We start from the raw sequence: 23780 nt of genomic DNA on the forward strand, positions 1-23780 counted from the left end.
ACATCAGAAAAAATTAAAAGTGTTCTTGTGAATCGCCGTTTATAAAAGCACTTTTTTACAAAACAAGCAAACTTTTATTTTTTATAATTCACCTTGGGAGTTGATATAATAGGAATTAGGCTGTTATAAGAAGGAGAAAAAAGGATGGAAAATTTAGAGGGAATTAAGCGAGAACCATTTCCTCTGCTGCTGACAGAAGATGAACTCAATTGGATAAAGAGTGTTCTAACTGGTCATTCTGAAACTGGTAGGTTAACAGAGGATGAACTTAATTGGCTAAAGCAGATAAGTGATGAATATGGTTTTAATTATGAGGCTCTTATTCAATTACCTCCACACTATGTTCGTTTTAAAAAAACTTCGTATGAACGAAATAAAAACAAAGAGAATGTTAGAAAAGAGTTAGATGCATTAAGGAAAAAGATGACGCAATTCACCCCGAATGAACTGCTTGAACTTAGAAACAAACGGAAGAGGGAATGGTGTGGGTTTGAAAATTTCGCTGGTATCTATATCATTCATAATCGTGAAAATAGCATGTATTACATAGGAAAAGCGGAAAGATTATTTGACAGGGCTTATAAACACTTTCTTGATGATAAAACGGGAAACCCTGAAATATATCGTGATTATCGCTCAGGAGATGAATTTAGCATCAGTTTCATCCCTTTAGATAGTACGTTCTTTTCAGACCTAAACGAGTTAGAGGATAATGCCATAAGGGCTTATGATTCATTTCAGCACGGTTATAATAGGATGGGTGGCAATTATATGGACCAACTTTATTTGACAAATGATGGTCACCAAAAAGTTGCGGAATTTCTATTATATAAGCTAAAAGGAACGGAATTGCATATAAGCCTTTCGAATACTCGTAAGAGGTATAAGTTTATCTTTCATTTATGTGCAGAACTTGGATTGCTATTAGATGGACGTTTAGCTCGAAACTTTGATAAGTTGATGAAGCTGCATAAAAAAAAAAAAATAGATGAAGTTCCACTGGAACTTCTTTTTTTATTATCAAAAGGTATACCATTAGGGATTTGATTTCGGAGCCAGTGCAGCTGCCCTTGAAGTTCTCAAAAGCTTTCTTTTTTTAGAAGTAAACATTTTAGAGATTTTGTTTACTCCATAAAAAAAGACCGTCCTTTCGACGATCGGTTCTTCAACTAAAGCTACCCGTTACTTTAAGTTATCATGAACGAAACTAGCTCCTTACTCGTAACACCGTAGGTAGTACATTTCTTCACAATCTTTTTGATTAAGATACCCCCTAACCTCCCAGCTAATCACTTAACATATTTATAAATTTTAATAAAGACGAAGGTACATACTTATCTTTTCGATAGATAAATACTGTTTTGACTTTTCCATATAAATTCGGAATGGAATGCTGTCTAAGGATTCCGTCTTGTACATGCTTTGCAACAACACTTTGTGGAACCATACTTACACCTAGACCAGCAGATACACACCCGACAATTGCATCCAGGGTTCCAAATTCCATTATCTTTTTGGGGATCACACCCTCTTGACGTAACCATTGTTCAAGTTTATCTCGATAAGAACATCCAGCATGAAATACAAGCAGCGTCCTTGTTTGAATATCTTTAAAAGAAGCAATAGGGGGATGAATTGTATCGGTAATGAGTACCAATTCCTCTTCAATTACTTCCTTTTCAATGAGTTCGGGGTGTTCAATAGGTCCGGCCACAAATGCTCCATCAAGTTCATACTGTAAAACTCCTTGAATATTTTGTTCAGTAGAGCCTGTTTTTAAAGTTAAATCAACATCTGGAAAGTCTTTATGATACTTTGAAAGCAGGGCTGGTAAGCGAACTGCTGCGGTTGTTTCCATTGAACCAATAATTAATGGACCGCATGGTGTTTGATCATCGTTCATCACACTTTTTGTTTCTTCTATAAGATCAAATATTTTTTCCGTGTATGTTAATAACATGCTTCCTTTAGCAGTTAATGCAGTACCACGATTATGTCTATAAAAAAGGGTTGTTTGAAGATCCGATTCCAACTGCTGAATTTTCATAGTGATATTAGACTGTGCATATTGAAGTTCTCTTGCTGCTTGCGAAATACTCCCCAACTTTGCAACACTCTGGAAAACTTTTAATGTTTGCAAATCCATCAAAATCCCTCTCCTCTTTTTTTGCCATCTGATTAACTGATAGCAAATATCAATATTATGTATTATTCAATATATCAGAAAAGAGATATGATTTAAATATAATCATTTTATTGGAGGTTTTTATTTGAATAAACAATCTTTTCTATTTTTAATAGGAGGAATACTGTCTCTAATCATTGCTATGGGGATTGGAAGGTTTGCCTATACTCCCATTCTTCCACTTATGCAAAAAGATCTATCTTTTTCGAATACAGTTGCTGGATATATAGCATCAAGTAATTACGCTGGATATTTGCTTGGAGCCATTTTAGCAGGAGCGGTACCTTTGAAGAAGTATCGTGTGATTATCTTAAAAATAAGTCTAATCATCAGTATATTTACCACTGCCATAATGGGTCTAACATCCTCTCATTTCCTTTGGTATGTACTTCGATTTCTATCGGGCGTTTCCAGTGCTTATGTGTTGGTCCTAGCCTCTGGTATCGTGTTAGATAAACTTGCTGTTATAAACAAAACCAGTTGGTCGGGTTTATTCTATGGAGGGATAGGATTTGGAATTTTTTTATCCAGTTTAATTATTCCGAGTTTAACCCAATTATATCAGTGGGAAGGAACATGGATAGGACTAGCTGTTGTAAGTGGAATCCTAGCCATCTTCGTATGGTTCTGGCTCGATGAAGCCCCCAACACTGTTGAGATGAAAAATAAACAAGAAACTTTTGCACTTGTCCCCCCAACTAAATGGCTCCTATGGTTGACTATTGCCTATGGTTTAGAAGGATTGGGTTACATTGTTACAGGAACGTTTATTGTATCTATCGCTGAAAAGACCTCATACTTTCAAAAAGATGCAACCTTAGTTTGGATGATGGTTGGTTTGGCTGCGATTCCATCCTGCCTTATTTGGTCTATACTAGCTAAAAAATGGGGCTTCGTTAAATCCTTAGTTCTTGCAATGGCATTGCAATCCCTGGGTATGGCGATGCCAGTCTTTTGGATTTCGAAAACTAGTTTTATCATAAGTGCTTTATTATTTGGAGCTACGTTTATGGGTATCACTACACTTGCTACAACATTGGGGCGACAAATCAATCCATCTAATAGCAGCCGAACGATTGGCATACTAACCGCTATTTATGCTTTTGGACAGTTGATAGGACCAACTCTTGCTGGAATCTTATCATCATCCACTCATAATTTTAATGCTGCTTTGATAGGAGCATCTAGTGTCGTTTTAATTGGGGCAGGTTTGCTTTTAAATGGAATTCAGTTTGAGAGGAGATCTAAAGGAAATCAGTAGATAAAATTGAAAAACGAGGTGTGTAATGATGTTAAATAATGAAATGACAGAACTTCTAAAAATTAAATATCCAATTATACAAGCTCCTATGGCTGGAGGAATAACAACTTCGAAATTAGTAGCTGAGGTTTCAAATTCTGGGGGTCTAGGCATGATTGGAGCTGGCTATATGACCCCTGTTCAATTACGGGAACAAGTTAGGGAAATAAAGGAGTTAACGTCCAACCCTTTTGGTGTTAATCTATTTGTTCCTAACGAATTTAAAGTTACAGAGAATGAAATTAAATCGGCTAACCAGTTCTTAAACCCCATTCGTCAGCAATTAAATCTGCACCTAAAAGATAACTTTGAACTTCCTGATTTTAATAATGTTTTTGAAACATTTATTGAACAAATTAAGGTTGTAATGGAAGAAAAGGTTCCTATTTGTTCTTTTACATTTGGCATTCCTACTAGTGAAGTGATTGCTGAATTAAAACAATCTAACATTATTCTGATGGGAACTGCTACAACTGTTAGAGAAGCAGTAAAAAATGAAAAAGCAGGAATAGATATTGTTGTTGTTCAAGGCTGTGAAGCAGGTGGACATCGGGGGAGCTTTATAGATGGTGACCAAGAGAGTTTAATTGGTTTAATATCACTAATCCCACAGGTTGTAGACAATGTAAGCATCCCTGTTGTTGCTGCTGGTGGAATTATGGATGGAAGAGGGTTAATGGCTTCTGTCTATTTAGGAGCAATGGGCGTGCAAATGGGGACAGCTTTCTTGACTTGTATCGAAAGTGGAGCACATAAGGTATATAAAGAAGCCATTCTTAATGCGAACGAAGACCAAACCGTTTTCACTCGTTCATTTTCTGGAAAATGGGCAAGAGGAATTAAAAATAAATTTATTTTAGAAATGCAGAAGCACGAACCACTTTTTCCAGATTATCCTGTTCAAAACACATTAACTCAAGATATTAGAAAAACTTCTGCTGTACAAAACAATCAAGACTTCATGTCACTTTGGTCTGGTCAAAGCCCAAGATTAGCCAAAAGTCAAACCGTTGAATCATTAATTACAAATATTATTGCAGAGGCAAAAAAATTAGGTTCTATGGAAGCGAAGTAATTTCTAATTTGCACAAAAAACCTAGCCACAAAAGCTAGGTTTTTGTATATACCTTATTGAGCTAACCTGCCCCGTTAATTTAAGTATACTTTTTCACAAACTTTAAGATGAGTAAACTGTTTAAGTGCTATTTATTCATAAAAAAAGATCGTCATTTAGACGATCATGCTTCTCTAAGCTTCAATTCTGAAAAATGGACTAGTTTAATATTATGATTAGAATGTCCATCTCTTGCAATCTCACAGTAACCAGATGAGTATTGATGAAGCAAAAAATAATCTTTTCCTTGATAGATAACAGGCACTTTTTCCATAATGACATCAAGCCCAATCATTTTTATTTGATATTAATAGATTTTTGTCCCTATGTCTGTGGATATCCTATGACATATTTAAGTGTTTATACAGTTTTACTCTGATAGATCCGTGCGATATGCACGAAAGAAAAGCCTTTATAAAGCAGTTTCTTTGTATTTTTTCATACGTCTATAGATATTAACAGAATTGTGGAGATACATCACTTTATTACGTTACATAGTTAAACAACTATATAAAAATCGACTGGTTGCTTTAACCAATCAGCTATATCCAGCATAAATGTTACGTCCTCAATACTTCCCTTATTGATTCCAGTTTTGATAAAAATCAAATTTTATACAGAAGAGGTGTATGATGAATACATATCCTTCATTTACTTCTTACTTTCTTGTAATCTTCTAATCATTTCTTTCTCTTTTATTACAAATTTTTTAGAAGCATCTGTACCATACCTCATCACTGCCACCTTAATATTAATGCCTTCTTCAATAGCTTTATAAAATGAAGCCTTTGGATTATGGGAATTTATAACTGCATAATTTAGACTTTCAACCCACTTCTTTATTCCAAAATGGATAAAACAAGCATTAATACGATTTTTATACTCTGATCTTGTCATCTTATTCTTTTTTGCCATATAATCTAATGCTTTATTCCAATTATTTGAATCTAAATTAAATTTGAACTTTGCTTTTTCAAACCATGTAAAAGGATTTTGAGCACCTTTTGATTTATTTAGTGAACTTGTCAAAGGAATCATATTTTCATAAGTTGTACCGCCGATTCCATATTCAAATACAATATCACCCAGATTTAAAGGGATAAAATGGTCTAAGTCAACCTCCTTATTTGCTCCAGTAAGCATACAAGAATAATTACATTCTTCCATAATTCGTTCCTTTTCTTTATTGGTTAGTGTATTAGAAGTATTATTTTGTAATTCAGTTCTTTTTTTAGTATAGCTATTGCTAAATTTCTTAAAACAAGATTTACACTTTGCTCTTCTACCAAATTGACCATCTTTTTGCTTATAAAATTCTGTTAAAGGTTTATACCTTTCGCATCCTCTACATCTTTTTAACGGTTCATCCATTTTATTTCTCCTTTAAAACCTAATTTAGATTTATGTCACCCTATAATGCTCTAAAGCTTCAAATTAATAAAGCTTTCTTTTATTTAGGGAAACCCCATTCTATGGAGTTTCCCTTATTTATTATGTGTTTGGAGATTTACTCTTTTGAGGAAGGAGTTTGTGTTTGGGGTAGAAAAAACATTGAGGATTTATTTAGTTAGATAGACCAAGCATATCTTCATCATCGAAAAAACAGCCACCGATCTTACTCTTCTTCACATAAGATGTTTTAAACCCTTCATCTTCGTCATTCAATTCATCAATATGTTTGTCTACTAAAGCATCATAAACTCCTTGTTGCCTTTTACGTTCTTCAAGATTCTCTTTAGCTTTATTTAACTTTTCCTCAAAATGCTTTTTCCCTTTAGATTTTAAAATTTTATTTATCCTGTTTTCACAATGCTCGATAAACGTTATGTATCTTTCATCCTTTTCTGATTGTTTCTTGTAATGCAGATAGATTTCGCAATCATTGACTTCTAGATACTTATCCCACTCATACCAATAGCCTGTATCAAAATCGAAATTAGCTATGTTCTGATTGGTATCCTTTTCTTTTTTTTCATCAACATTTGTTTCCCCACTTAATGGGAGTTTAAATTCTGGATCAGCATTTTTCCCCTCATTTATGCTCAATCCATCCTTAGTAAATCGTTTTATTGAATATGTATTTTCTTCCTGTGCCTTTTGATTTCTACTACCAATCAAATTCCCTGTATATGTACCTATGTTTTTATATATTATTTCTCGTTCACAAGCGTCTTCAATTACTGTAATAGCATGTTCCCTTGTTATATCTAATAATTTAGCCCATTCATTATAGGAATACCTAGCTCCCCCTTTTTTCTCCCATTTACTTACAGCCACATAGATATACAAATCACGTGGCTTAGAGAATGTGCGAAATTTATCGTATGTAAGTTGTACGTGACCCTCTTCCTTAAACGAAAACGATATTGTTAAAGATTTATTTTGTTCTTCCACATCAATCAGCTCTTTTTCCATTAACGAAGTAATGCATTTCCTAATCTCTTTTTTGTTATCGCTTTTATTCTTATAAAATGTGTTTTCCTCACATAATATGTCATAATTTGTTAAGATCTTATCTTCGTATGTTCGTAGTGTATAAAGATAACAATATATAGACAGCTCATTGGCTGTTAGTTTATTTATGGAATTGATTGTAATAAACGAGTTATAGATCTTTATAAAGTAATCTTCGTATTTTGGCATTTTAACTATAGTTCCCCTTTTAATTCTATTATAGAGTAGATGGGGAGCGTTGCTACATACTCGCATGAGCGAAGCGAACCACCCTCTACTCTGTATGTATGTTTTCTATGTATATATGTTTTCTATGTAATACAGTAAGATCCATGTTTATTTTCCTACCTTATTTCTTACTATCTTGGTTGGATTTATGTTGTTTTTTAGGGTTCATTTCTTACTACCTAGTATAATATCAATCTAAAATCTCCTCTTTTTTCTTACTACCATTATTCTTTTTCTCATACAAGATCCACCCACGTGTATTAATAATATCTTCATCCATTGTTAAACCTTGATTAGAAGTTGCTCTACTAATTTGTTTTGTTTCGTGGTTCTCAATTGTGAAAATTGTTGATCCTATTTGCCAGTGTTTCACATCCAACGTTACATTATATAGGTTTTTATATTTTGGATTACTTGTCAGCTTGTCTTCGACCCAACACTCAACTAATCTTGCACACTCATACAAGTAATCGTAGTCAATTACAGCATTTTCATCATGCGACGTAAGATATGAGTGTTCTCCCACATATGAATCTCCTTCTTTTTCATTTAAAATGGTTGATGCGACTATCTTCATATTTACAAACATTGTATATCCATCCTTTTTGTTTATTTTTTCCTTATGTATAATGTGCTTCTTATCAATATGTATAGCTTTTACTTAAATCCAAATATCTTATAGTTCACTATCGAAAGCATAAACATCTTTGTTAGGGTGCTGATCTGCATAATAGATAAGATGATTGATCATTCGCAGAAAATTCGCTTCTCCAGTTGCTATGTCTGGAAGACCTAATTTTTTGTCCCTCTCAATCTGCTTAACTCTCAAGTCAAAGTAATGTTTTAACTTTTTAATATCCTTTTTAATAAGCAATAGGACATCACAACCATTCCCATAACTCTCTTCTGCTGTATGATGATTTATCCTTCCTATCCCCAACATATCATGAATAAGATATAAATTTGATGGCTGATCCAAACCATATTTATATACAAAGTCCACTCCACATTCTATGTATCTGCCCATACTATCAATCTCCTTTATTCTTGTTGATAAATTAACCCACTAAAATATAAACGACTCGCTTGAGTTATCAAACCATTCAATTTATACGACTACACATGAATAGACTACACCCCCAAAAATTTTTCTTCTTTTTTTCTTAAAATCGTTTGACAAAAGACTATATTTACATGTATTATTATATTAGATACATGTATCTTCTTTTCCCTAAAGAAGTACTGTTATAATATCATTCTAGCACTGTACAAGTCAAATTAATATGTTACATACCAACGAAAAACCTTTCAAAGGTATATAGTTGTCTGATTAAAGGTATTCTAAAGCCCATCCTAATATGGATGGGCTTTTTTAATTTTCGTTTTGACCTGAGGAAAGGATCTAGAAGTACTAAGTAAATTATTTATCAAGATAAAACTGCTTTTACGTTTTTTAACGGATATAAGAGATTATACTTATCTGTCCTGCAAGAACCCTAAACGGATAGGAATAACGCAGAGGCTGAATAAAGCAAGAGCTACTCCCATGATAGAGAATTGCTCTCAGATAAATTAAACGATGATCGTGGATAGTAGTGTATTATGATAAAAAATTATATAGGGAATCATTTTTAAACATATAATCCATCTTTAAGGTTAATCTTTTTTAGTTCTGCTTTCAAAACAGCTGGAAAAGTTACAGCCTTCTTCTCTTGTAAGTCATTCCTAAACTCTATTGCTTCAATTTCCATCACTACCAAGCTGTTGAATATATCATGAAGTGTTTTTTTGTCGTACCCTTTTGGATCATCGATTTTACCTTTTACCACCCCAATAAAGCTACCTAAACTCCCTACTAATTTTTCTAAGTGAGCTAATAAATGCACTTCGATCATTTCATCAGTAATCTGTGAATACTCCATGTCCTCAACCTCCTAAATTCGGTATACATTTGATATTTTTATAATAATTGATTTTAGGAAAGTAGAAGTGCCAATCAAGATCCATACTGACAGGGAAAAGGCAATTTGTTGGGATATTTTTGAATAGTAAATTAGGCAATAGCCTTATCTAGCGAGGGTTTCATTGATTTTAAATGTTGTATGTTGCTAGATCACAATTTTAACTATAAAGTGCATCATGTACTTCATTGATCCAATAAAAAGACACTTGCATCCACAAGTGCCTTTCCGATCTTATGCTTCTCGTTTCTTAAACTCTAGGTTAAACTCCCATTCAGTCTCCCAACAGCTCGCCTCATATGTCAACTTCCTTCAACTTTAAGGGCAATCCCTTGTAAATTCATCTTTAGTTCCAGTCCACCTTTGCTTTTATGATAAAGGTGAATGTTTAGAAGCCATTTGAAGAACTCTTTCATCAGCAATTGATTCAAGGTATCTCTGAGTGGTTGTTATCTTACTGTGTCCAACCGTCTTAGCTAAAGTATAAATATCAACCTTTTGAATCATATCCTGCATATAGAATCTTCTGAAATTGTGAATAGTATTAGCTACATCTATCCCCAAGGCTTCACCCATTTCTTTAATTACTTTAATCAGTGCAAACCTTGTAACCTCTCTGTGGTATCTGCTTACGAATAATAGATCGCTTTCATATCCGTTCATGTATGCTTTCCTAATACGGAGATACTTTGTTAGCTGTAGTTTCAGTACCTTTGATATTGGAACATAACGAACCTTCGCACCTTTCCCCACTATCTTAATAGCGTTTTCAGCAATATCATCTAACTTAATTTTCCTCAATTCAGAATTTCTAACACCTGTTTCTGCTAACATTACAATGATTGTCTTATTTCTTACAGACATGAAGTTGTTCCCTTTCCAGTAACCTAACATACGGTTAATATCATTCTTGTCATAGGCTTTGATAATTGGTGCAGGTGCTTTCAAAAGCTTAATCTTAGCAAAAGGATTACCGTCAATGATTTCTTCCTCTACAAGCCAATTAAAGAAGCTTCTGACACATATAATTTTGGTGTTTATGGAGTTAGCCTTACACGTCTTCTTTTGTTCAAGAATCCACCTTCTAAGCAGTCCTGTATCAACATCTGTTACATCAATATCTCCTATATACTTAATGAATTGATTTAAAATGACCTTTGTTGTTTGTAGTGTGGCGGTACTATGTCCGTTAGAATCACATACTAATAGGTACTCTTCCACTAAACTATTCATTTTACATAAACATCTCCTATACAGTTAACTTGAACTGTACAAAACCCTATAAACCCTTGATAAATGTGGCTAATTAGTGAAGGATTAGTGTTAACATTGTTAACTTCATTCCTTTGTTATATTGCCTGTATTATAATGGAATAAATTATGGGGGTTCGAGGTGAACAGTGATGGAACAAACATTAAAAATAACAAACGTTTTGTCAGATCCAACACGGTACTACATTTATCAATATATTACCAAACGCCATCAAGAAGTTACAGTTCAAGAGGTAGCTGAAAATTTTAATATCCATCCAAATGTAGCAAGACTACATCTTTCCAAGTTAGAAGATGTGAATATGTTAGCATCTGAAACAAAGAAAACGGGAAAAGGCGGCAGACCAAGCCGACTATACCGCCTGTCTGAAGATGTTATCCAACTGCATTTCCCATACCGAGACTACATGCTATTATCAAAAGTGGCCATGCAGACGATGATTTCGCTTGGTGAAGTTGGTAAACAGGCACTATTTACCACCGGTAAACGATTTGGGACTGAGGTTATTGAACAAGAAATGGCCAAGCGGGCACCCGGCGAGGCACTGACATTTGATCAAAAGATGACGATTTTAAAAAGTGCTGCGACCCTTGCCGGATTTTATCCAGAGTTTGAAGTTAACGGTGACCAAACCAAAATTTACTTCCAAATCTTCAATTGTCCTTTTAAAGAAGTTGCAGAGGATCATACTGAAACAGTTTGTAATATGCACCATGAATTTTTAAAGGGCATGTTCGGTGCACTATTTGAATCAGTAGAATTAATAGAAAAAGAAAACATGATTTCCGGCTGTGAAACGTGTTCTTATCAAGTACTAGTGACAAACTAATTCGAGTCCGATGTTTACATTATCCCTCCTTTTACTTTATAATATTATATTGATGGTACCGTAGGATAAAAGGGGGTATACATATGGATCGCATGTTCAGAGTTTGTGGTTTTTGGACTGGTATTTTTACCGTAATGCTCTATCTAGGTGATTTGGATAGAACAGCAATGCTATTCTTGGCTCAAACAGGATTTTTCGTTCTGCTTAGCTACCTAAAGCTTTCCGAACGTATGTATTTGTATGTTTTCGGAGCATATTTAACGATCTTCTTCGTCGGCTTTACATATTGGACAACGTTCATGATGCCGCTTGGCGCAGGAGAGTAATAAGAGCGAAGCGTCAAGGATGTATCCTGACGCTGCAGAACAAAAAAACACCGGTGCACCGGTGTTTTTTTAATATATAAAAACATCATCTTCCCTTAGTTGAAGACCTTTTTGCTGAATCACAACATGAAAATAAGCGCTCATACCTGACGGCAAAATTAAACTGCGAATGGCACGATTTCTTTTGCTTACCTCGGAAAAAGGATTAGGATCATAATGCTCCTCTAACTCCTTTAAAATCCCTGCATTTAAAAGAAATTCATCCTGCCTAAGTTTGGTTAGCAACTCCAGTTGATGATTCAATCCTTTTTGAACAAGATGATCAAAGTGGATATGGGTGGTTATGTCCATCTCACCTGGATGCTGCAACACATCGTCTATCATCATATGTTGGTGGTACCCTCTTAAACTCCCCATTTTATGCTGAGAATGTGCCCACTCTTCATTGGTGTAGCCATAATCAGCTGTCACAACGATTCCTTTCATTAAGACCTTTGAAATATCCTCTATCATTTTCTCCATTGCGATAGGAATCTCAATCCGTTGTTTTTCTTTTATGGCCAGTTTACTTTCTGCGAGAAATGAAAGGATAGCTTGGTTGGTTAATGCTTCCCTTTGTTCAAAAAGTTGCCCGTCATCCGTCATCCCCACCATTACTTCTAACAACTCGCCGTTTATTTTTTCAATAATATGAACCGGAAGAGCATCAAAAAGTTCATTTGAAAAAACCATGCCAGAAAAGGGTTCAACCTGCCCGAGACTCTCCACTTGAACAATGGAAAAGGGCTGAAGTAATTCACGCTGCCGCTTGCGATGGTAGGGGCTACTTTCCACTATAATATAGTTAAGTGGCGTTCCAATTGAATCATACCACTCTTGTAAAAAGGCATTCGCAAAACGCCCTGTTCCAGCTCCTATCTCACAAAAAACTGGCGGCAATTTAGTTTTTTCACAAATAGTCGAAAACCACTTAGCCATAAGTCTGCCGTATACATCGGAAATATTACTGGTAGTAATAAAATCCCCATGTTTTCCGATTTTAGGTTTGTCCTTCATATAATAGCCTAATTCCGGATGATAAAGGACGGCTGAAATATAATCTGCATAAGAGATAAGCCCCTTAGGTGAATTAGAGATTATGTGCTTTAAGTAGGTAATCATAATAACTCCCTTTTAGTTGGGTCTTTCTTTAGTATTAGTATTCTAAAACCCATTTAAAAATGGGTTACTATCCATTTCCTCTCCAATGGTTGTAACAGGTCCATGGCCTGACAGGACATAGGTTTCTTCCGGTAAACTAAGCAGCTTGTCATGGATACTTTTCAACAGCTGGCTAGAATTCCCTCCAGGTAAATCAGTACGGCCGATTCCCCCCTGAAATAAAGCATCACCGGAAATAACAACATCATTTTCTTCAAAGTAATAAGAAACACTGCCAGGTGAATGACCAGGCGTATGGAAGATATGGAACGAAAATTCGCCTATCTTCATGTTCCCCTCATTATGTATAATATGATCGGCTGGGTTCACCACGATCGGTTCAATATGCATAAATAATTGTGAACCATTTAACCTAGGATCTTCAAGCCATTTCTCTTCCTGTTTGTGAATATAAACAGGAATTTTATAAGTGTCCCTAACAACATCTATTGCCCCAATATGATCAAAATGAGCGTGAGTTAAAAGAATGGCAATTGGCTTTAATTTTCTTTGACTCAATAAGTGAATTAATTTTTTCCCCTCTTCACCCGGGTCAATAATCAAGCATGTTTTATCAGGATTTTCAACAATGTAGCAATTCGTTTGCAGGGGTCCTAAAGGAATTTGTTGCCATTTCATAAATTTGTTCCTCCCATACATAAATACATCAGGTTTATTTTACACTAAAGAACATAGGAGAGAAAGCGTGCTTTTATTAGTCCTGTATATTTGCCCTCGACAAATTGGTGAAAAAAATATAAAATAGGAAACGAATGTATATAATATAGTTACATAATTTTTGGAAATGGCTTTTACGAAAAAGGGGGAACTAAAAATGGGTTTAGTGATTATTTTTGCTCTTGTAACAATCCTTGCAGCCTATGCCGGTTATAGCTCACTGAAAAATAAGAACTTCCTGGCCGCTTTTTGGGGTGTCGCTTCATTCCTAGTTTTCGGCTGGTTCACAGTGATGACTATAATTGAATCCGGTTTTCCAACTGGAACACACTAATACGAAAAGTGGAAGGCGCCCGCCTATCGGCGACAAGCACAAGACGAGCCGGCCGAAAGGTTGTTCTTTAACCTTTTGGACGGATTGACTTGTGACCTCGAGCCGATGGCGCCTGGAGCTGGACAATTCTCTAAGTCGAAATTAATACTTTTCTTTCCTTAAACAAAAGACTGTCCTTTGACAGTCTTTTTTGCATTTCTTATTTATCCTCATTTTCCTTCAACAGGCTGTTAACCCTTTCAACCTTATAATCCATGCTTCGCTTCACATCTCTGCGATCATCAATTCGAATTGTAGTCGCAACTCGCTTAACGCCTTCAGAGAAAGGAACCTCATGCATGGCCTGGATGACTTCAAAAAGAACTGGCAATTCACCTTCAATAATGGTATTCATCGGTGTTAATTGGAAATTAATTTTCCCTTCTGCCTCATAGCTTCTTAAAACCTTTTGAACAGCTGCTACATATTTACTTACACTTGGCGTTTCAGTCCCAATCGGTATCACTGTTACATCTACAATTGCCATTAGAGTATCACCATCACTTTAGCATTTTTTATATTCCTTTGTGATTTTACCATATCAATCAACAAAGGGAAAAAGGAATGACTTTGATTGTCATTCCTTCATTAATTCATAGCTTTTCCTTTTGTTTAAATCAATCAGCTTTTCATAATTATTCCCCATCAGAGCTGTGTCCCCAGATGGTGAAATCGAAATAGGAACATTGTCCAAGCCTTCTAGAATCAATTTACTGCTGCCCTTCTTTAGGTCATAGCTAATAAGTTGGAATCCATCTGTATATGTATCCATATCACCACTCTCGAGCGGTCTGAGGGTGAGAAATTGTTTCTTCTGTTCGCTATAATCATAAAAAGGAACCAGCCAATCTGAAAACTTGGTTAACTGCGGTATGGAAAAGCTAAACAGCCGTTTCTTTTCTTTATCAAAGAATGAGTAGTCGGCAATAGATGAGTCCCCTTCATTTACAGTAACCGTCATGAGCAGATCACGATAGGCCTCAAATTGAATTAAATTAGAAAAAACAGTCTTCTCCCCTTCACTTCCTAATTGTTTAAATATTAGCGGGGCAACTAATGAGGGACTAGTTTGATTCCAGTTCAAGTAGGCGATTTCATCCTTCTTGATCCATTTAATAAATGGCTGCGGAAGATTGAGTTCAATTGTACTATCATCCCTGGAATCTAGTAAAAGTAATTGAAAGCTCCAGTCTTCTGCGAATTTTGTAACCAGAACCTTTGACTCATTGTAGGGATTCCACTCAAACCCTAGATCGTAGGACGGAAATGTCTTTTTTAAAAGTTCAGTTCCCTTAGTATTAATGATCGTAACCACTCCCTCATTGGAGGACGGTGAGGAATGAACTAGTAGATATTTCTTTGATGGGCTTATTTGGACATTGACAATTGGATTCTCAGTTTTATAAATCAACTTACTTTTTCCTGTTAACAGATTATAAAGAAATAGATTGGAGGTTTGGTTTAAGTTGGTTACATAGAAAATTTGTTGGTTAGTATACCAGCCTGCTACCTTATAAAATTCACCTTGACCTGCAGGAATCGTTATTGGCAGTTTCCATTTGGCACTCAATGGTGCAGCAGGTGCCTTTGTCTTTTCATTATTAATTGAAACTTTTTGTTTAGGCTGATCCTTAACGGTACATGCACCTAAAAAGAGAGACGATAAAATAAAGATTAGCAAAATAAGTGTATTGTTCGATTGGTTTAATTTGTTCAAATATATCAAGTCGTCTCCTCCTATCCCTATCATGGTTACGACGGTTGATTAACAAAAATATTTCATACATGAACCAACTAACTTAAATAGGAAAAAAGCCGTAGAATTGCCCGGCTTTTTTAATCGATGGTTGTGAGTGGACTGTCTTTAAGACCCCGTCATTTTCTGAATTTTCTCATGCGGTTTCCACTTTATTTTAATAACAGTAGGGTGATATTACAAGTAAGAAACCAGGAAAATTTAAAAAGCTAATGCAGCAAAAAATATTCCTTCAGCATGTTTAAGTATTTCTGGAAATTGAGAAAGCGGTAACGGATTAATTCCCTTCCCCAGCTCTAGAGTAAACCCGGGCCTATGAAATTCCTGAATAAACCAATCCTTATATCCTGCATGACTGTTTACATAGCGGATCGCACGGTACCCACTCACTTTTTCAAATTCTTTCGCAAGTAATTCAGACTCAGCAGGTTCAAGTCCTTCATACCCCCAATAAAATTCCTCTCCTTGAGTATGAAAGGCAAGAATGAGGTCAAAGTCATTTTTATGGGCTAAATCCGTCATAGCGGCTGCCTCAGGTTCTGTTAATGGATCGTCTCCTGGAAAGTCTCGGGAGGCAGGGGCCTTTGGCTTCTTATTTTTTCTGCATAGCTCCCAGTTAGCTGGAAATTGGTTATTTAAATCGATGCCTCTTATATTTGCTTTCCAATGGATAAAGTCATCACTGCCTTCATTAATTTTTGTAAGTTCTTCTCGTAAATGAGCAGGCGGCCCGTTTAACACCAAATCTACTCCATCAGGATTAACCATTGGTACAAGGGATAACTCAACGTTCTCATAAAGAGCTAATGCCTTCCTCCCTTTAACGGGTTGATTATTTGTGATTGATATCAAATACCGGTTTAGTAAACTCATGAGGACCATTGTAGTAATCCATTCATTGGCATGGAAGGAAGCATTCATATGTATTTTTTTATCTCCCTTTCCAATCCTGATTTCATGAATGGGGTTACCTAAAACACTCGTACCAATGTTTGTTACTTCCATAAAAGGATAAACCCTCTTAAGATTTTTCATTAATTTTGCCAGTCTCTTATAATCTAACGGGGTTTTTTCTTGTACAAGGGGAACGACTATTTTTTCGGGGACAAAAACCTGCTCACCAATAACCAGTTGGGTTGGACCTATGGTTTGATTTAGTAGAAAGAGGGAGTCCAGCTCTATTCCTCTTAATACAGAAATTTTTTCAAACGTATCGCCCTCTTTTATAGTATAGGGAACTGAAACATATCCAGGTAAATGAATTTTATCTGCTGGTTTCATATCCATTGGATTTACGTGTGAGTTGGAATCCAATATTAGCTGGAGTGGGATTTTAAATAACTTGCTTAAATATGATAGAGTATCCTCAGGTCGTACACTTATCTCCATATACTCTCCTCCCATCATATAGAATATATGTAAATCTTCATCAAAAAATGATAAAAACCCGTAATTCTACGGGTTTTTAAATGATTATTGATTTAATTTATTTTTTATTAACCAGGCGGCACCTAAAACACCTGCATCATTTCCTAATGTGGCAATATCTATTTCAGTAGAATTTCTAACTGCAGGGAAGGCAAATTTCTCGAAGTTCTCTTTTACTGAATCTAGTAAAATATCCCCTGCTTTCGATACGCCTCCACCTAAAACAATTTTATCAGGATTTAGAGTGTTGCCGATATTTGCTAAAGCTAATCCTAAATGGAAGGATACTTCATTTAATACCTTTTGGGCCAACTGATCGTTATCGCGGGCTGCATCAAAAACATCCTTAGCGGTGATCCTAAACAGTTCTCCTAATTTACTTGATGAACTGCTGTTTTTTACAGCCTCCTCAGCTAATCGAACAATCCCTGTAGCAGAGGCCACAGTTTCAAGACATCCTGTTTTTCCGCAATTACAAGGCGCTCCGCCAGATGGAATGACTGTAATATGGCCAATCTCACCGGCTGCACCATTAACCCCTTGGATAATACTTCCATTTGCAATAACCCCGCCGCCAACACCAGTCCCTAATGTAACACAGACAAGATTTTTTGCTCCATTCCCTGCTCCGCTCCACATTTCCCCTAAGGCTGCACAGTTTGCATCGTTTTCAACAGCTGCAGGAAGTGAAGTTGCTTCTTCCAGGCTATCCTTGAGTGGGTAGTTATCCTTCCAGCCTAAATTTACGACATTTAAGATAATCCCCGTCTCATAGTCAACAGGTCCAGGTGCCCCCATACCGATTCCCATTAACTTTTCTTTCGTTTCACCAATCTGAGACAATTTCTCATCAATTGCCTTAGCAATATTGGACGTAATATTTTGCCCCCCATCGGCATTATCAGTCGGGATTTCCCACTTATGTACAATATCACCTGAGTTTGTAATAAAGGCTATTTTAGTAGTCGTACCGCCGAGGTCGACACCTGCGATCCATTTATCTGCCACGTAACTTCCCCTACCTTTGGTTACTTTTTTCTTTTTGAATTTGGATTTCGTGTCTTAATAACAACAAAGCAGACTGATATTCTCTTGGTTCAATTAATTGTGCCTGATATAAATCTTTTAACTCTGTCTCCATTAGTTCAAGGTCACCAATTCGATCACCAACATAAATAATGGTTCCAAATTGTTTCAAAAATTGTTGAATATCATAGATTGTCTTCATCTAGAGACCCCAGCCTCCTTCATTTTAAATGGAGAGTATATTCTTATTCTAAATAAAAGTATAACTCACGAACGTTCTCGAAGCTATCCTTCTTTTCCTATGGATTGTGCTTGATCATGTAATTAAGCAACTTTGCATAATCCTGGTCATTTGGATTCAGCTTCACAGCTTTTTCTGCGTTCTGTTTGGCTTGTTTAAAATTATTCTCATTGAAATTTATGATAGCTAAATAATAGTATGCTGCCGATAATTTGGAATCATATTCAATAGCTTTATGCAGATGTGTTTTTGCATCAGATAATAGGTTTTGTTTGTATTCAACAAAGCCTAAAATTAAATATGTTTTTTCGGTCGGATTACTGGTTTTCTGCTCAAAATCTTTTAATACCTCATATGCATCTTTATAGTTCCCTTTATTCACATACTCTTGTGCCAGCATTACAACCGAATCCTCATGGACTGAACTTGAAGTTGAATGGTATCCATAAAACAATGATCCACCAACAATTGTTACTGACAAGAAGAAAAATAAAAGTTGTAATACCCATTTTTTATTTTTTGGAAAGTGCATCATTCCTGCAGCTAAAAATCCTCCTGCTAATCCACCTAGATGGCCATAGTTATCGATTCCTGAAGATGTAAAGCTAAATACAAGGTTGATTCCGAGTACAACAATTAAATTTAATCCGATTGTCCGAGAAAATAATTTAGGATAAATTGTTCCAAAATATAACAAAGCACCAAAACAGCCATAAATAGCTCCGCTTGCCCCAACTGATACGATTGGACTAAAAAGAAAACTCGAAATAAAACCAGTAACACCAGCAAACATATAAATAAAAAGGAACCGAATATTGCCAAATATTCGTTCAACTGTTAAACCTAAAAAATATAATGCTAGAGTATTCATTACTAAATGTAAAAAGCCACTATGCAGAAAAATGGGTGTAATCAATCTCCACCACTCACCTTGATAGATCAGGGCGTTTACTTTGGCACCATACTTTATTAATGTCGATGTATTAGTGCTTCCCCCGTGTATTTCCATCCACAGGAAAACAGCAAGTTGAATGACAATAAAAACATATGTAAGTAAAGGCTTTCCATTAAAAAGGATCTCTTGGTCGGCTTTAACCTTTTTAACCGCTAGATTTAATGCCGACTTCTTTAAGTCCTCCACCTCTTGTTCTGAATAATCATCTTGGAATTCAAAATGAATATCGGAGCCAAGCTTTTCGGAATTTCTCCTAAACCCTGATTCAAGTTTACCGTTTGCCAAAATAATAGAAGTGACGGTGGTTTTATTTCCTTGTGGAAAAACAAAAGGTTTTGCAAGACGATATTCATACTCATCCACCGGTGGAAACTGACTGACATAAATATTCACTACATTAAGTTCTCTCTTACCGATTTGTTTACGCACTCTTTCCCCGTTTGAAGCTGTAAATTCAATATCTCTCTGCATAGCATTACTCCAATCTAAATCATGGAGCAGCATTCGAATAATAGGAGCTTTCTTATTTTCTAATTTTTCAAGCCACAATTCTTTTTGATTTTCAAATAATTGAATAATCCGATAACCCTGATCAGAAATGAAAGAATATGCCACCCTCCAAAAGACGTAACCTTCTTTATTATTCATTTCTCCCCTGCTTTCTATTTCAGCTAAAAGTATGTCGTTAATTCGAGTATAAAGTTACACCTAAAGCTAAATGGCTTAGTATTAATCTTTTTTCATTTCTCTCCATTACTTTCATTATAAACGAAATGAACCATCAACAATTGCTATAAACCACTGACAAAATGAAATTTAAAAAATACGACATAAAACAGAAAACCATCTGTGGTTTTCACCTAGCAGATGGTCCTCCAAAAACGGATGACATTAATTTTTGTCTTACCCCAGGGAAGCTCATGATAGAGCCTACAGCAAGCCTTCTCATCCAGCCTGTCCCGATCAGGGCATTGATAATTCTGTACCTGTAGCGGAACACAACATAACCAATTGAACCTATCATAAAAATCGATGTTAATAGACGAGACATCTTCATCCCTCCTATTTACTATTCTGTGATAGCTGCAAAAGATTTATCCATTATTCATAAAGAAAAGAAACGAATAAGAAATTCGTCTCTGTTCTAATTAACATTTAAAAATTCTTAAACACAGGTTCCATTGTCTTTTTTAATACTTGAACAGAATTTGTAAACTTTGCTTTTTCTTCCTCATTAAGATCAAGTTCAACAATTTCCCTGACTCCATTTCGATTAACAACAGCAGGAACACCGATATAGATATCATTGTGACCATATTCCCCGTCCAAGTAGGCGGAAACTGTTAGTACGGAGTTTTCATTTCGTAAAATGGCTTTTGTTAAGCGGACTAACCCCATGGCAATTCCGTAATATGTCGCACCTTTGCGTTCAATGATGTGGTAGGCGGCGTCGCGTACATTTAAGAAAATTTGATTTAAATCATCCGGATTAAAGCTGGCTTTATTTTTAGTCCATTCAGAAATGGTGGTTCCAGCGATATCAGCATGGCTCCAAACAGGAAGTTCGGTATCCCCATGTTCTCCAATAATATAAGCATGTACATTCCTAGTATCAACGTTAAAATGTTCACCCAGTAAATAACGGAAACGGGCTGTATCTAATATAGTTCCTGAGCCAATAACGCGCCCTCTTGGGAGACCAGAGAATTTCCAGACAGCATATGTTAAAATATCCACCGGATTAGTGGCAACTAAAAATATTCCATTAAAGCCGCTGTCCATAATTTGGTCAACAATACCTTTAAAAATTTTCGTATTTTTTTCGACTAGGTCGAGTCTAGTCTCACCTGGTTTTTGATTCGCCCCAGCCGTAATAACGACTAGATCAGCTACACCACAATCCTTGTAATCCCCATACCAAATTTTCGTCCTAGATGGAGCAAAAGGCATTCCATGATTTAAGTCCATGGCGTCCCCTTCCGCCTTCTCCTTATTCAAATCAACTAATACTAACTCTTCCGTAATGCCTTGATTTAAAAGGGCAAACGCATAGCTAGACCCAACGAAACCTGTTCCAATAAGTACAACCCGGTTAACACGCCTTAACATCTTCATTCCTCCCCATTTTGTTTTAGCCATTGATACAGTGTAAACAATATATGAGTACATTTCAGAAGTTAATTAAAAAAGTCTTAAAATTACGATTGATAACACTGAAGCGATAAAACCCGAAAGAAAATTCACCATATCATTATCCACTAAGGTGAATCCTTTTATTCGAGTTGTGGGCCTTTGACAATGGTTCTTTTTTTCAGTAGTAATTCCACAATATCCACATAGATAAACCTGTTGGTAAAATGCCCCAAATAACGTATCAATGACATTTCCGATATAGCCAAATAAAAATACAATCAACATTAAATAGATATCTAATTGGAAAAGAAAATAACCTAGAATGGAGATAAAGAAAGAGCCGCAGGCAGCCGCTGCACTGCCTAAACCACTGATTGCACCTGAAGTTCCTCTTTCAATTCTTTTAAATGTACGTATGTATATAGGGTTCTTCTTACTTAAACTGCCAATTTCCGATGCCCATGTATCTGAATTGGCGCTCGCTAAACAAACCATAAACCCGATCAACCAAGTCCGTTCAGGCTGAAATAAATAAAGGAGACTAAAAAGAGCAGCAGCCCCTCCGTTGGCTAGGACCTGAAGCCAATCTCTTGTAGCTCCTTTTGCCAATTTTTCTTCCATAGTCTTTTTTGCAGTACTTTTATATTTTGACCAAAAGTTGGAAGATACATAAAAAGCACCAAGCAATGCAAGTCCATTTAGACCCATACCGGCATAAACAGAAATTCCAACCAGCATTGCAGCAAAAGCACCGGTTAGTGTAAGGGATTTTTGAAAATATCCAGCCATCGCCCCAATTATTATCACAAGATTAATAAACAAGTCTTCTAGCATTTCGTTATGATGACCTCACCATTTGTAATAATTTTAGAAACAGGAATATCATGATCTTCAATTGGAAGATGAGAAATGATTTGTTGATTAAAGGCTAGCGATAGAGTTTTACCCGAATAATTAGCTAAGAAACGATCATAGTACCCGCCGCCAAATCCTAACCGATAGCCTGACCTAGTATATCCGAGTCCCGGAACAATTATTAAATCAATCATTTCAGCATTAATTTCGGCAGTCAGTTCTTCTATTGGTTCTAATAACCCATAATAGACTGATTCAAGTTGGGAAAATTCCGTAAGTGTTCTAAATGATAACCTTTTGTCAGTTGGACTACATCTTGGTATAACTACTTGTTTCCCTTGTTCCCAGGCTTTTCGAATGATTTGATATGTATCTACTTCAGGCTGTCTTGAAACATAAATTCCGATGATCTTTGCCTTCTTCCAATCATCATCAGCAAATAAGGCTCTGGCAATCTTATAGGAATAATCCTCATAAAGGGGTCTTGACAGCATTGAAAGGGTTTCTTTAACCTGTTTTCGTATCTTATTCTTATCAGTCATAAATTTGGCTCTCCTTCCTTTTTGAAGACTTGAAGACAACAAAAAAAGCAGCAGGAAGCCCCACTGCTTATTTTGTTTCACGATGTGCTGTTGTACGCTTTTCTCTTGGGCAATATTTCTTAAGCTCAAGACGATCTGGGTTGTTACGTTTATTTTTTGTTGAAATATAGTTACGATCTCCACACTCAGTGCAAGCTAACGTAATATTTACACGCATGTTAATTTCCCTCCAAACGATTAAGCTGTTCGTTCATACGACTTTTCTATAATATCATTTTTCATTAGGAAATGCTAGTGTGTTTTTTAAGAAGTGCTTTTTCTAATAAAATCAGTTCGTTTTTGCTTGCACCACTTATCGTCCAAGTGGCCATTTTTCTCGTTTGACGTGGTTCAATAGAGGTTGTCATCTTAAAAATACTAGCCGCAGGCCCTTTTGCCATCGGTTGATATTTTAAGTTTCCTTTTTTTAACGAACTCCAAATACGATCCGTGTAGGCATTCCACAAAGGCACCGTTGTGAATTCTTTCATACTTGCCTGGTTACAGTGGCCATTCACAATATAAACCTGTGTGTTCGCATGATGAATAATATGATTTTCAATCGGTGATACGAATGTTAAGTTTTCTTGTCCAACATTTAAAAAATGGTGCATACCTAAAATATGGATATGTTTTGTTATATGACTGTGATTACTTACAAAAACACTTGAAAGATTAATTTTAGTATGAATTTGTTCCTGCTTTACCTTTATCACTAACGCTTCATCGTAAAGCGCTTTTTCCATAGTGTCTTGCAGCCAAATGTATTTCCCATTCAGCCAAACTCCCGGAACGAATTGAAGTGATTCCATCGCTGGTTCAAGACTAGAGTTATGTTTTGTATTTTGCAATTCAGTAGTTAAATTCATCTTCATGCACACCTT

General features: G+C 35.8%; 27 protein-coding genes. 6 read left to right on the plus strand and 21 right to left on the minus strand.

Translation table 11 applies throughout. The features are described from left to right. The first annotated feature begins 144 nt into the window (after positions 1 to 144). Entirely contained in the window at positions 145 to 1047 is a 903-nt protein-coding gene (locus M3226_RS05200; protein WP_251563280.1) for a GIY-YIG nuclease family protein, read from the plus strand. Between the two features lie 238 nt (positions 1048 to 1285). On the opposite strand, the gene M3226_RS05205 is transcribed toward M3226_RS05200, so the two are convergent. Further along, positions 1286 to 2146 (minus strand): LysR family transcriptional regulator, encoded by an 861-nt coding sequence (locus M3226_RS05205; protein WP_251563282.1) that lies wholly within the window; start codon positions 2144 to 2146, stop codon positions 1286 to 1288. A gap of 124 nt (positions 2147 to 2270) precedes the next feature. On the opposite strand from M3226_RS05205, the gene M3226_RS05210 reads away from it, so the two are divergent. Next, positions 2271 to 3446 (plus strand): YbfB/YjiJ family MFS transporter, encoded by a 1176-nt coding sequence (locus M3226_RS05210; protein WP_251563283.1) that lies wholly within the window; start codon positions 2271 to 2273, stop codon positions 3444 to 3446. A gap of 28 nt (positions 3447 to 3474) precedes the next feature. Then, the gene (locus M3226_RS05215) at positions 3475 to 4560 is read left to right on the plus strand and encodes an NAD(P)H-dependent flavin oxidoreductase (protein ID WP_251563939.1); all 1086 of its coding nucleotides are present in this window, start codon (positions 3475 to 3477) and stop codon (positions 4558 to 4560) included. A 690-nt stretch (positions 4561 to 5250) separates the two neighbouring features. Here M3226_RS05215 and M3226_RS05220 read toward each other — a convergent pair. From M3226_RS05220 to M3226_RS05245, 6 genes are all read right to left on the minus strand, one after another. Beyond that, positions 5251 to 5970: a hypothetical protein gene (locus M3226_RS05220; RefSeq protein WP_251563285.1), complete on the minus strand. Its 720-nt coding sequence runs from the start codon at positions 5968 to 5970 to the stop codon at positions 5251 to 5253. A 192-nt stretch (positions 5971 to 6162) separates the two neighbouring features. Continuing rightward, complete coding sequence (locus tag M3226_RS05225) at positions 6163 to 7242, minus strand: hypothetical protein (protein ID WP_251563287.1); 1080 nt, start codon at positions 7240 to 7242, stop codon at positions 6163 to 6165. Between the two features lie 229 nt (positions 7243 to 7471). Beyond that, a complete protein-coding gene (locus M3226_RS05230) occupies positions 7472 to 7807 on the minus strand; it encodes a hypothetical protein (RefSeq protein ID WP_251563289.1) in 336 nt (111 codons plus the stop codon). A gap of 150 nt (positions 7808 to 7957) precedes the next feature. Continuing rightward, positions 7958 to 8308 carry a hypothetical protein gene (locus M3226_RS05235; protein WP_251563291.1) on the minus strand — a complete coding sequence of 117 codons (351 nt, stop codon included), beginning with the start codon at positions 8306 to 8308 and terminating at the stop codon, positions 7958 to 7960. Between the two features lie 604 nt (positions 8309 to 8912). Next, a complete protein-coding gene (locus M3226_RS05240) occupies positions 8913 to 9203 on the minus strand; it encodes a hypothetical protein (protein WP_251563293.1) in 291 nt (96 codons plus the stop codon). 408 nt (positions 9204 to 9611) lie between these two features. After that, positions 9612 to 10475, minus strand: coding sequence for a tyrosine-type recombinase/integrase (locus M3226_RS05245; RefSeq protein ID WP_251563295.1), 864 nt, complete (start codon positions 10473 to 10475; stop codon positions 9612 to 9614). A gap of 170 nt (positions 10476 to 10645) precedes the next feature. Between M3226_RS05245 and M3226_RS05250 the strand changes: the two genes are divergently transcribed. Together M3226_RS05250 and M3226_RS05255 are read left to right on the plus strand one after the other, a co-directional pair. Beyond that, positions 10646 to 11344 carry a helix-turn-helix transcriptional regulator gene (locus M3226_RS05250; RefSeq protein WP_251563296.1) on the plus strand — a complete coding sequence of 233 codons (699 nt, stop codon included), beginning with the start codon at positions 10646 to 10648 and terminating at the stop codon, positions 11342 to 11344. 83 nt (positions 11345 to 11427) lie between these two features. After that, positions 11428 to 11670, plus strand: coding sequence for a DUF2626 domain-containing protein (locus M3226_RS05255; RefSeq protein ID WP_098530004.1), 243 nt, complete (start codon positions 11428 to 11430; stop codon positions 11668 to 11670). A 69-nt stretch (positions 11671 to 11739) separates the two neighbouring features. Here the strand turns inward: M3226_RS05255 and M3226_RS05260 are convergent, their stop codons facing one another. Together M3226_RS05260 and M3226_RS05265 are read right to left on the minus strand one after the other, a co-directional pair. Next, positions 11740 to 12831 (minus strand): class I SAM-dependent methyltransferase, encoded by a 1092-nt coding sequence (locus tag M3226_RS05260; RefSeq protein WP_251563299.1) that lies wholly within the window; start codon positions 12829 to 12831, stop codon positions 11740 to 11742. 42 nt (positions 12832 to 12873) lie between these two features. Beyond that, entirely contained in the window at positions 12874 to 13509 is a 636-nt protein-coding gene (locus M3226_RS05265; RefSeq protein ID WP_251563301.1) for an MBL fold metallo-hydrolase, read from the minus strand. A 196-nt stretch (positions 13510 to 13705) separates the two neighbouring features. Here M3226_RS05265 and M3226_RS05270 point away from each other — a divergent pair, with 196 nt between their 5' ends. Then, entirely contained in the window at positions 13706 to 13882 is a 177-nt protein-coding gene (locus M3226_RS05270; protein WP_098530001.1) for a DUF2759 domain-containing protein, read from the plus strand. A 199-nt stretch (positions 13883 to 14081) separates the two neighbouring features. On the opposite strand, the gene M3226_RS05275 is transcribed toward M3226_RS05270, so the two are convergent. From M3226_RS05275 to M3226_RS05330, 12 genes are all read right to left on the minus strand, one after another. Continuing rightward, on the minus strand, positions 14082 to 14408 hold the full coding sequence (locus M3226_RS05275) for an MTH1187 family thiamine-binding protein (protein ID WP_251563303.1): 327 nt from the start codon (positions 14406 to 14408) through the stop codon (positions 14082 to 14084). A gap of 90 nt (positions 14409 to 14498) precedes the next feature. Beyond that, positions 14499 to 15647 carry a YqgU-like beta propeller domain-containing protein gene (locus tag M3226_RS05280; protein ID WP_251563305.1) on the minus strand — a complete coding sequence of 383 codons (1149 nt, stop codon included), beginning with the start codon at positions 15645 to 15647 and terminating at the stop codon, positions 14499 to 14501. A gap of 231 nt (positions 15648 to 15878) precedes the next feature. Then, positions 15879 to 17066 (minus strand): M14 family metallopeptidase, encoded by a 1188-nt coding sequence (locus M3226_RS05285; RefSeq protein ID WP_251563308.1) that lies wholly within the window; start codon positions 17064 to 17066, stop codon positions 15879 to 15881. 84 nt (positions 17067 to 17150) lie between these two features. After that, positions 17151 to 18113, minus strand: coding sequence for an ROK family glucokinase (locus M3226_RS05290; protein WP_251563310.1), 963 nt, complete (start codon positions 18111 to 18113; stop codon positions 17151 to 17153). A gap of 10 nt (positions 18114 to 18123) precedes the next feature. After that, positions 18124 to 18333, minus strand: a complete 210-nt coding sequence (locus tag M3226_RS05295) for a YqgQ family protein (protein ID WP_251563313.1) — start codon at positions 18331 to 18333, stop codon at positions 18124 to 18126. Between the two features lie 97 nt (positions 18334 to 18430). Then, entirely contained in the window at positions 18431 to 19975 is a 1545-nt protein-coding gene (locus M3226_RS05300) for a rhomboid family intramembrane serine protease (protein WP_251563315.1), read from the minus strand. A gap of 208 nt (positions 19976 to 20183) precedes the next feature. Further along, a complete protein-coding gene (locus M3226_RS05305) occupies positions 20184 to 20378 on the minus strand; it encodes a hypothetical protein (protein WP_098529994.1) in 195 nt (64 codons plus the stop codon). Between the two features lie 104 nt (positions 20379 to 20482). Beyond that, positions 20483 to 21436 (minus strand): L-lactate dehydrogenase, encoded by a 954-nt coding sequence (locus M3226_RS05310; RefSeq protein ID WP_251563318.1) that lies wholly within the window; start codon positions 21434 to 21436, stop codon positions 20483 to 20485. 72 nt (positions 21437 to 21508) lie between these two features. Next, entirely contained in the window at positions 21509 to 22294 is a 786-nt protein-coding gene (locus M3226_RS05315) for a DUF92 domain-containing protein (protein WP_251563320.1), read from the minus strand. Continuing rightward, positions 22288 to 22857: a 5-formyltetrahydrofolate cyclo-ligase gene (locus M3226_RS05320; protein WP_251563321.1), complete on the minus strand. Its 570-nt coding sequence runs from the start codon at positions 22855 to 22857 to the stop codon at positions 22288 to 22290. Before M3226_RS05320 ends, M3226_RS05315 begins: the two co-directional genes overlap by 7 nt. A 67-nt stretch (positions 22858 to 22924) precedes the next feature. Next, positions 22925 to 23074, minus strand: a complete 150-nt coding sequence (gene rpmG / locus M3226_RS05325; protein ID WP_015594975.1) for a 50S ribosomal protein L33 — start codon at positions 23072 to 23074, stop codon at positions 22925 to 22927. Positions 23075 to 23138: 64 nt separating this feature from the next. Then, positions 23139 to 23765, minus strand: coding sequence for a hypothetical protein (locus M3226_RS05330; protein WP_251563322.1), 627 nt, complete (start codon positions 23763 to 23765; stop codon positions 23139 to 23141). Between the last annotated feature and the right edge of the window lie 15 nt (positions 23766 to 23780).

This window comes from Neobacillus cucumis (genome assembly GCF_023715505.1).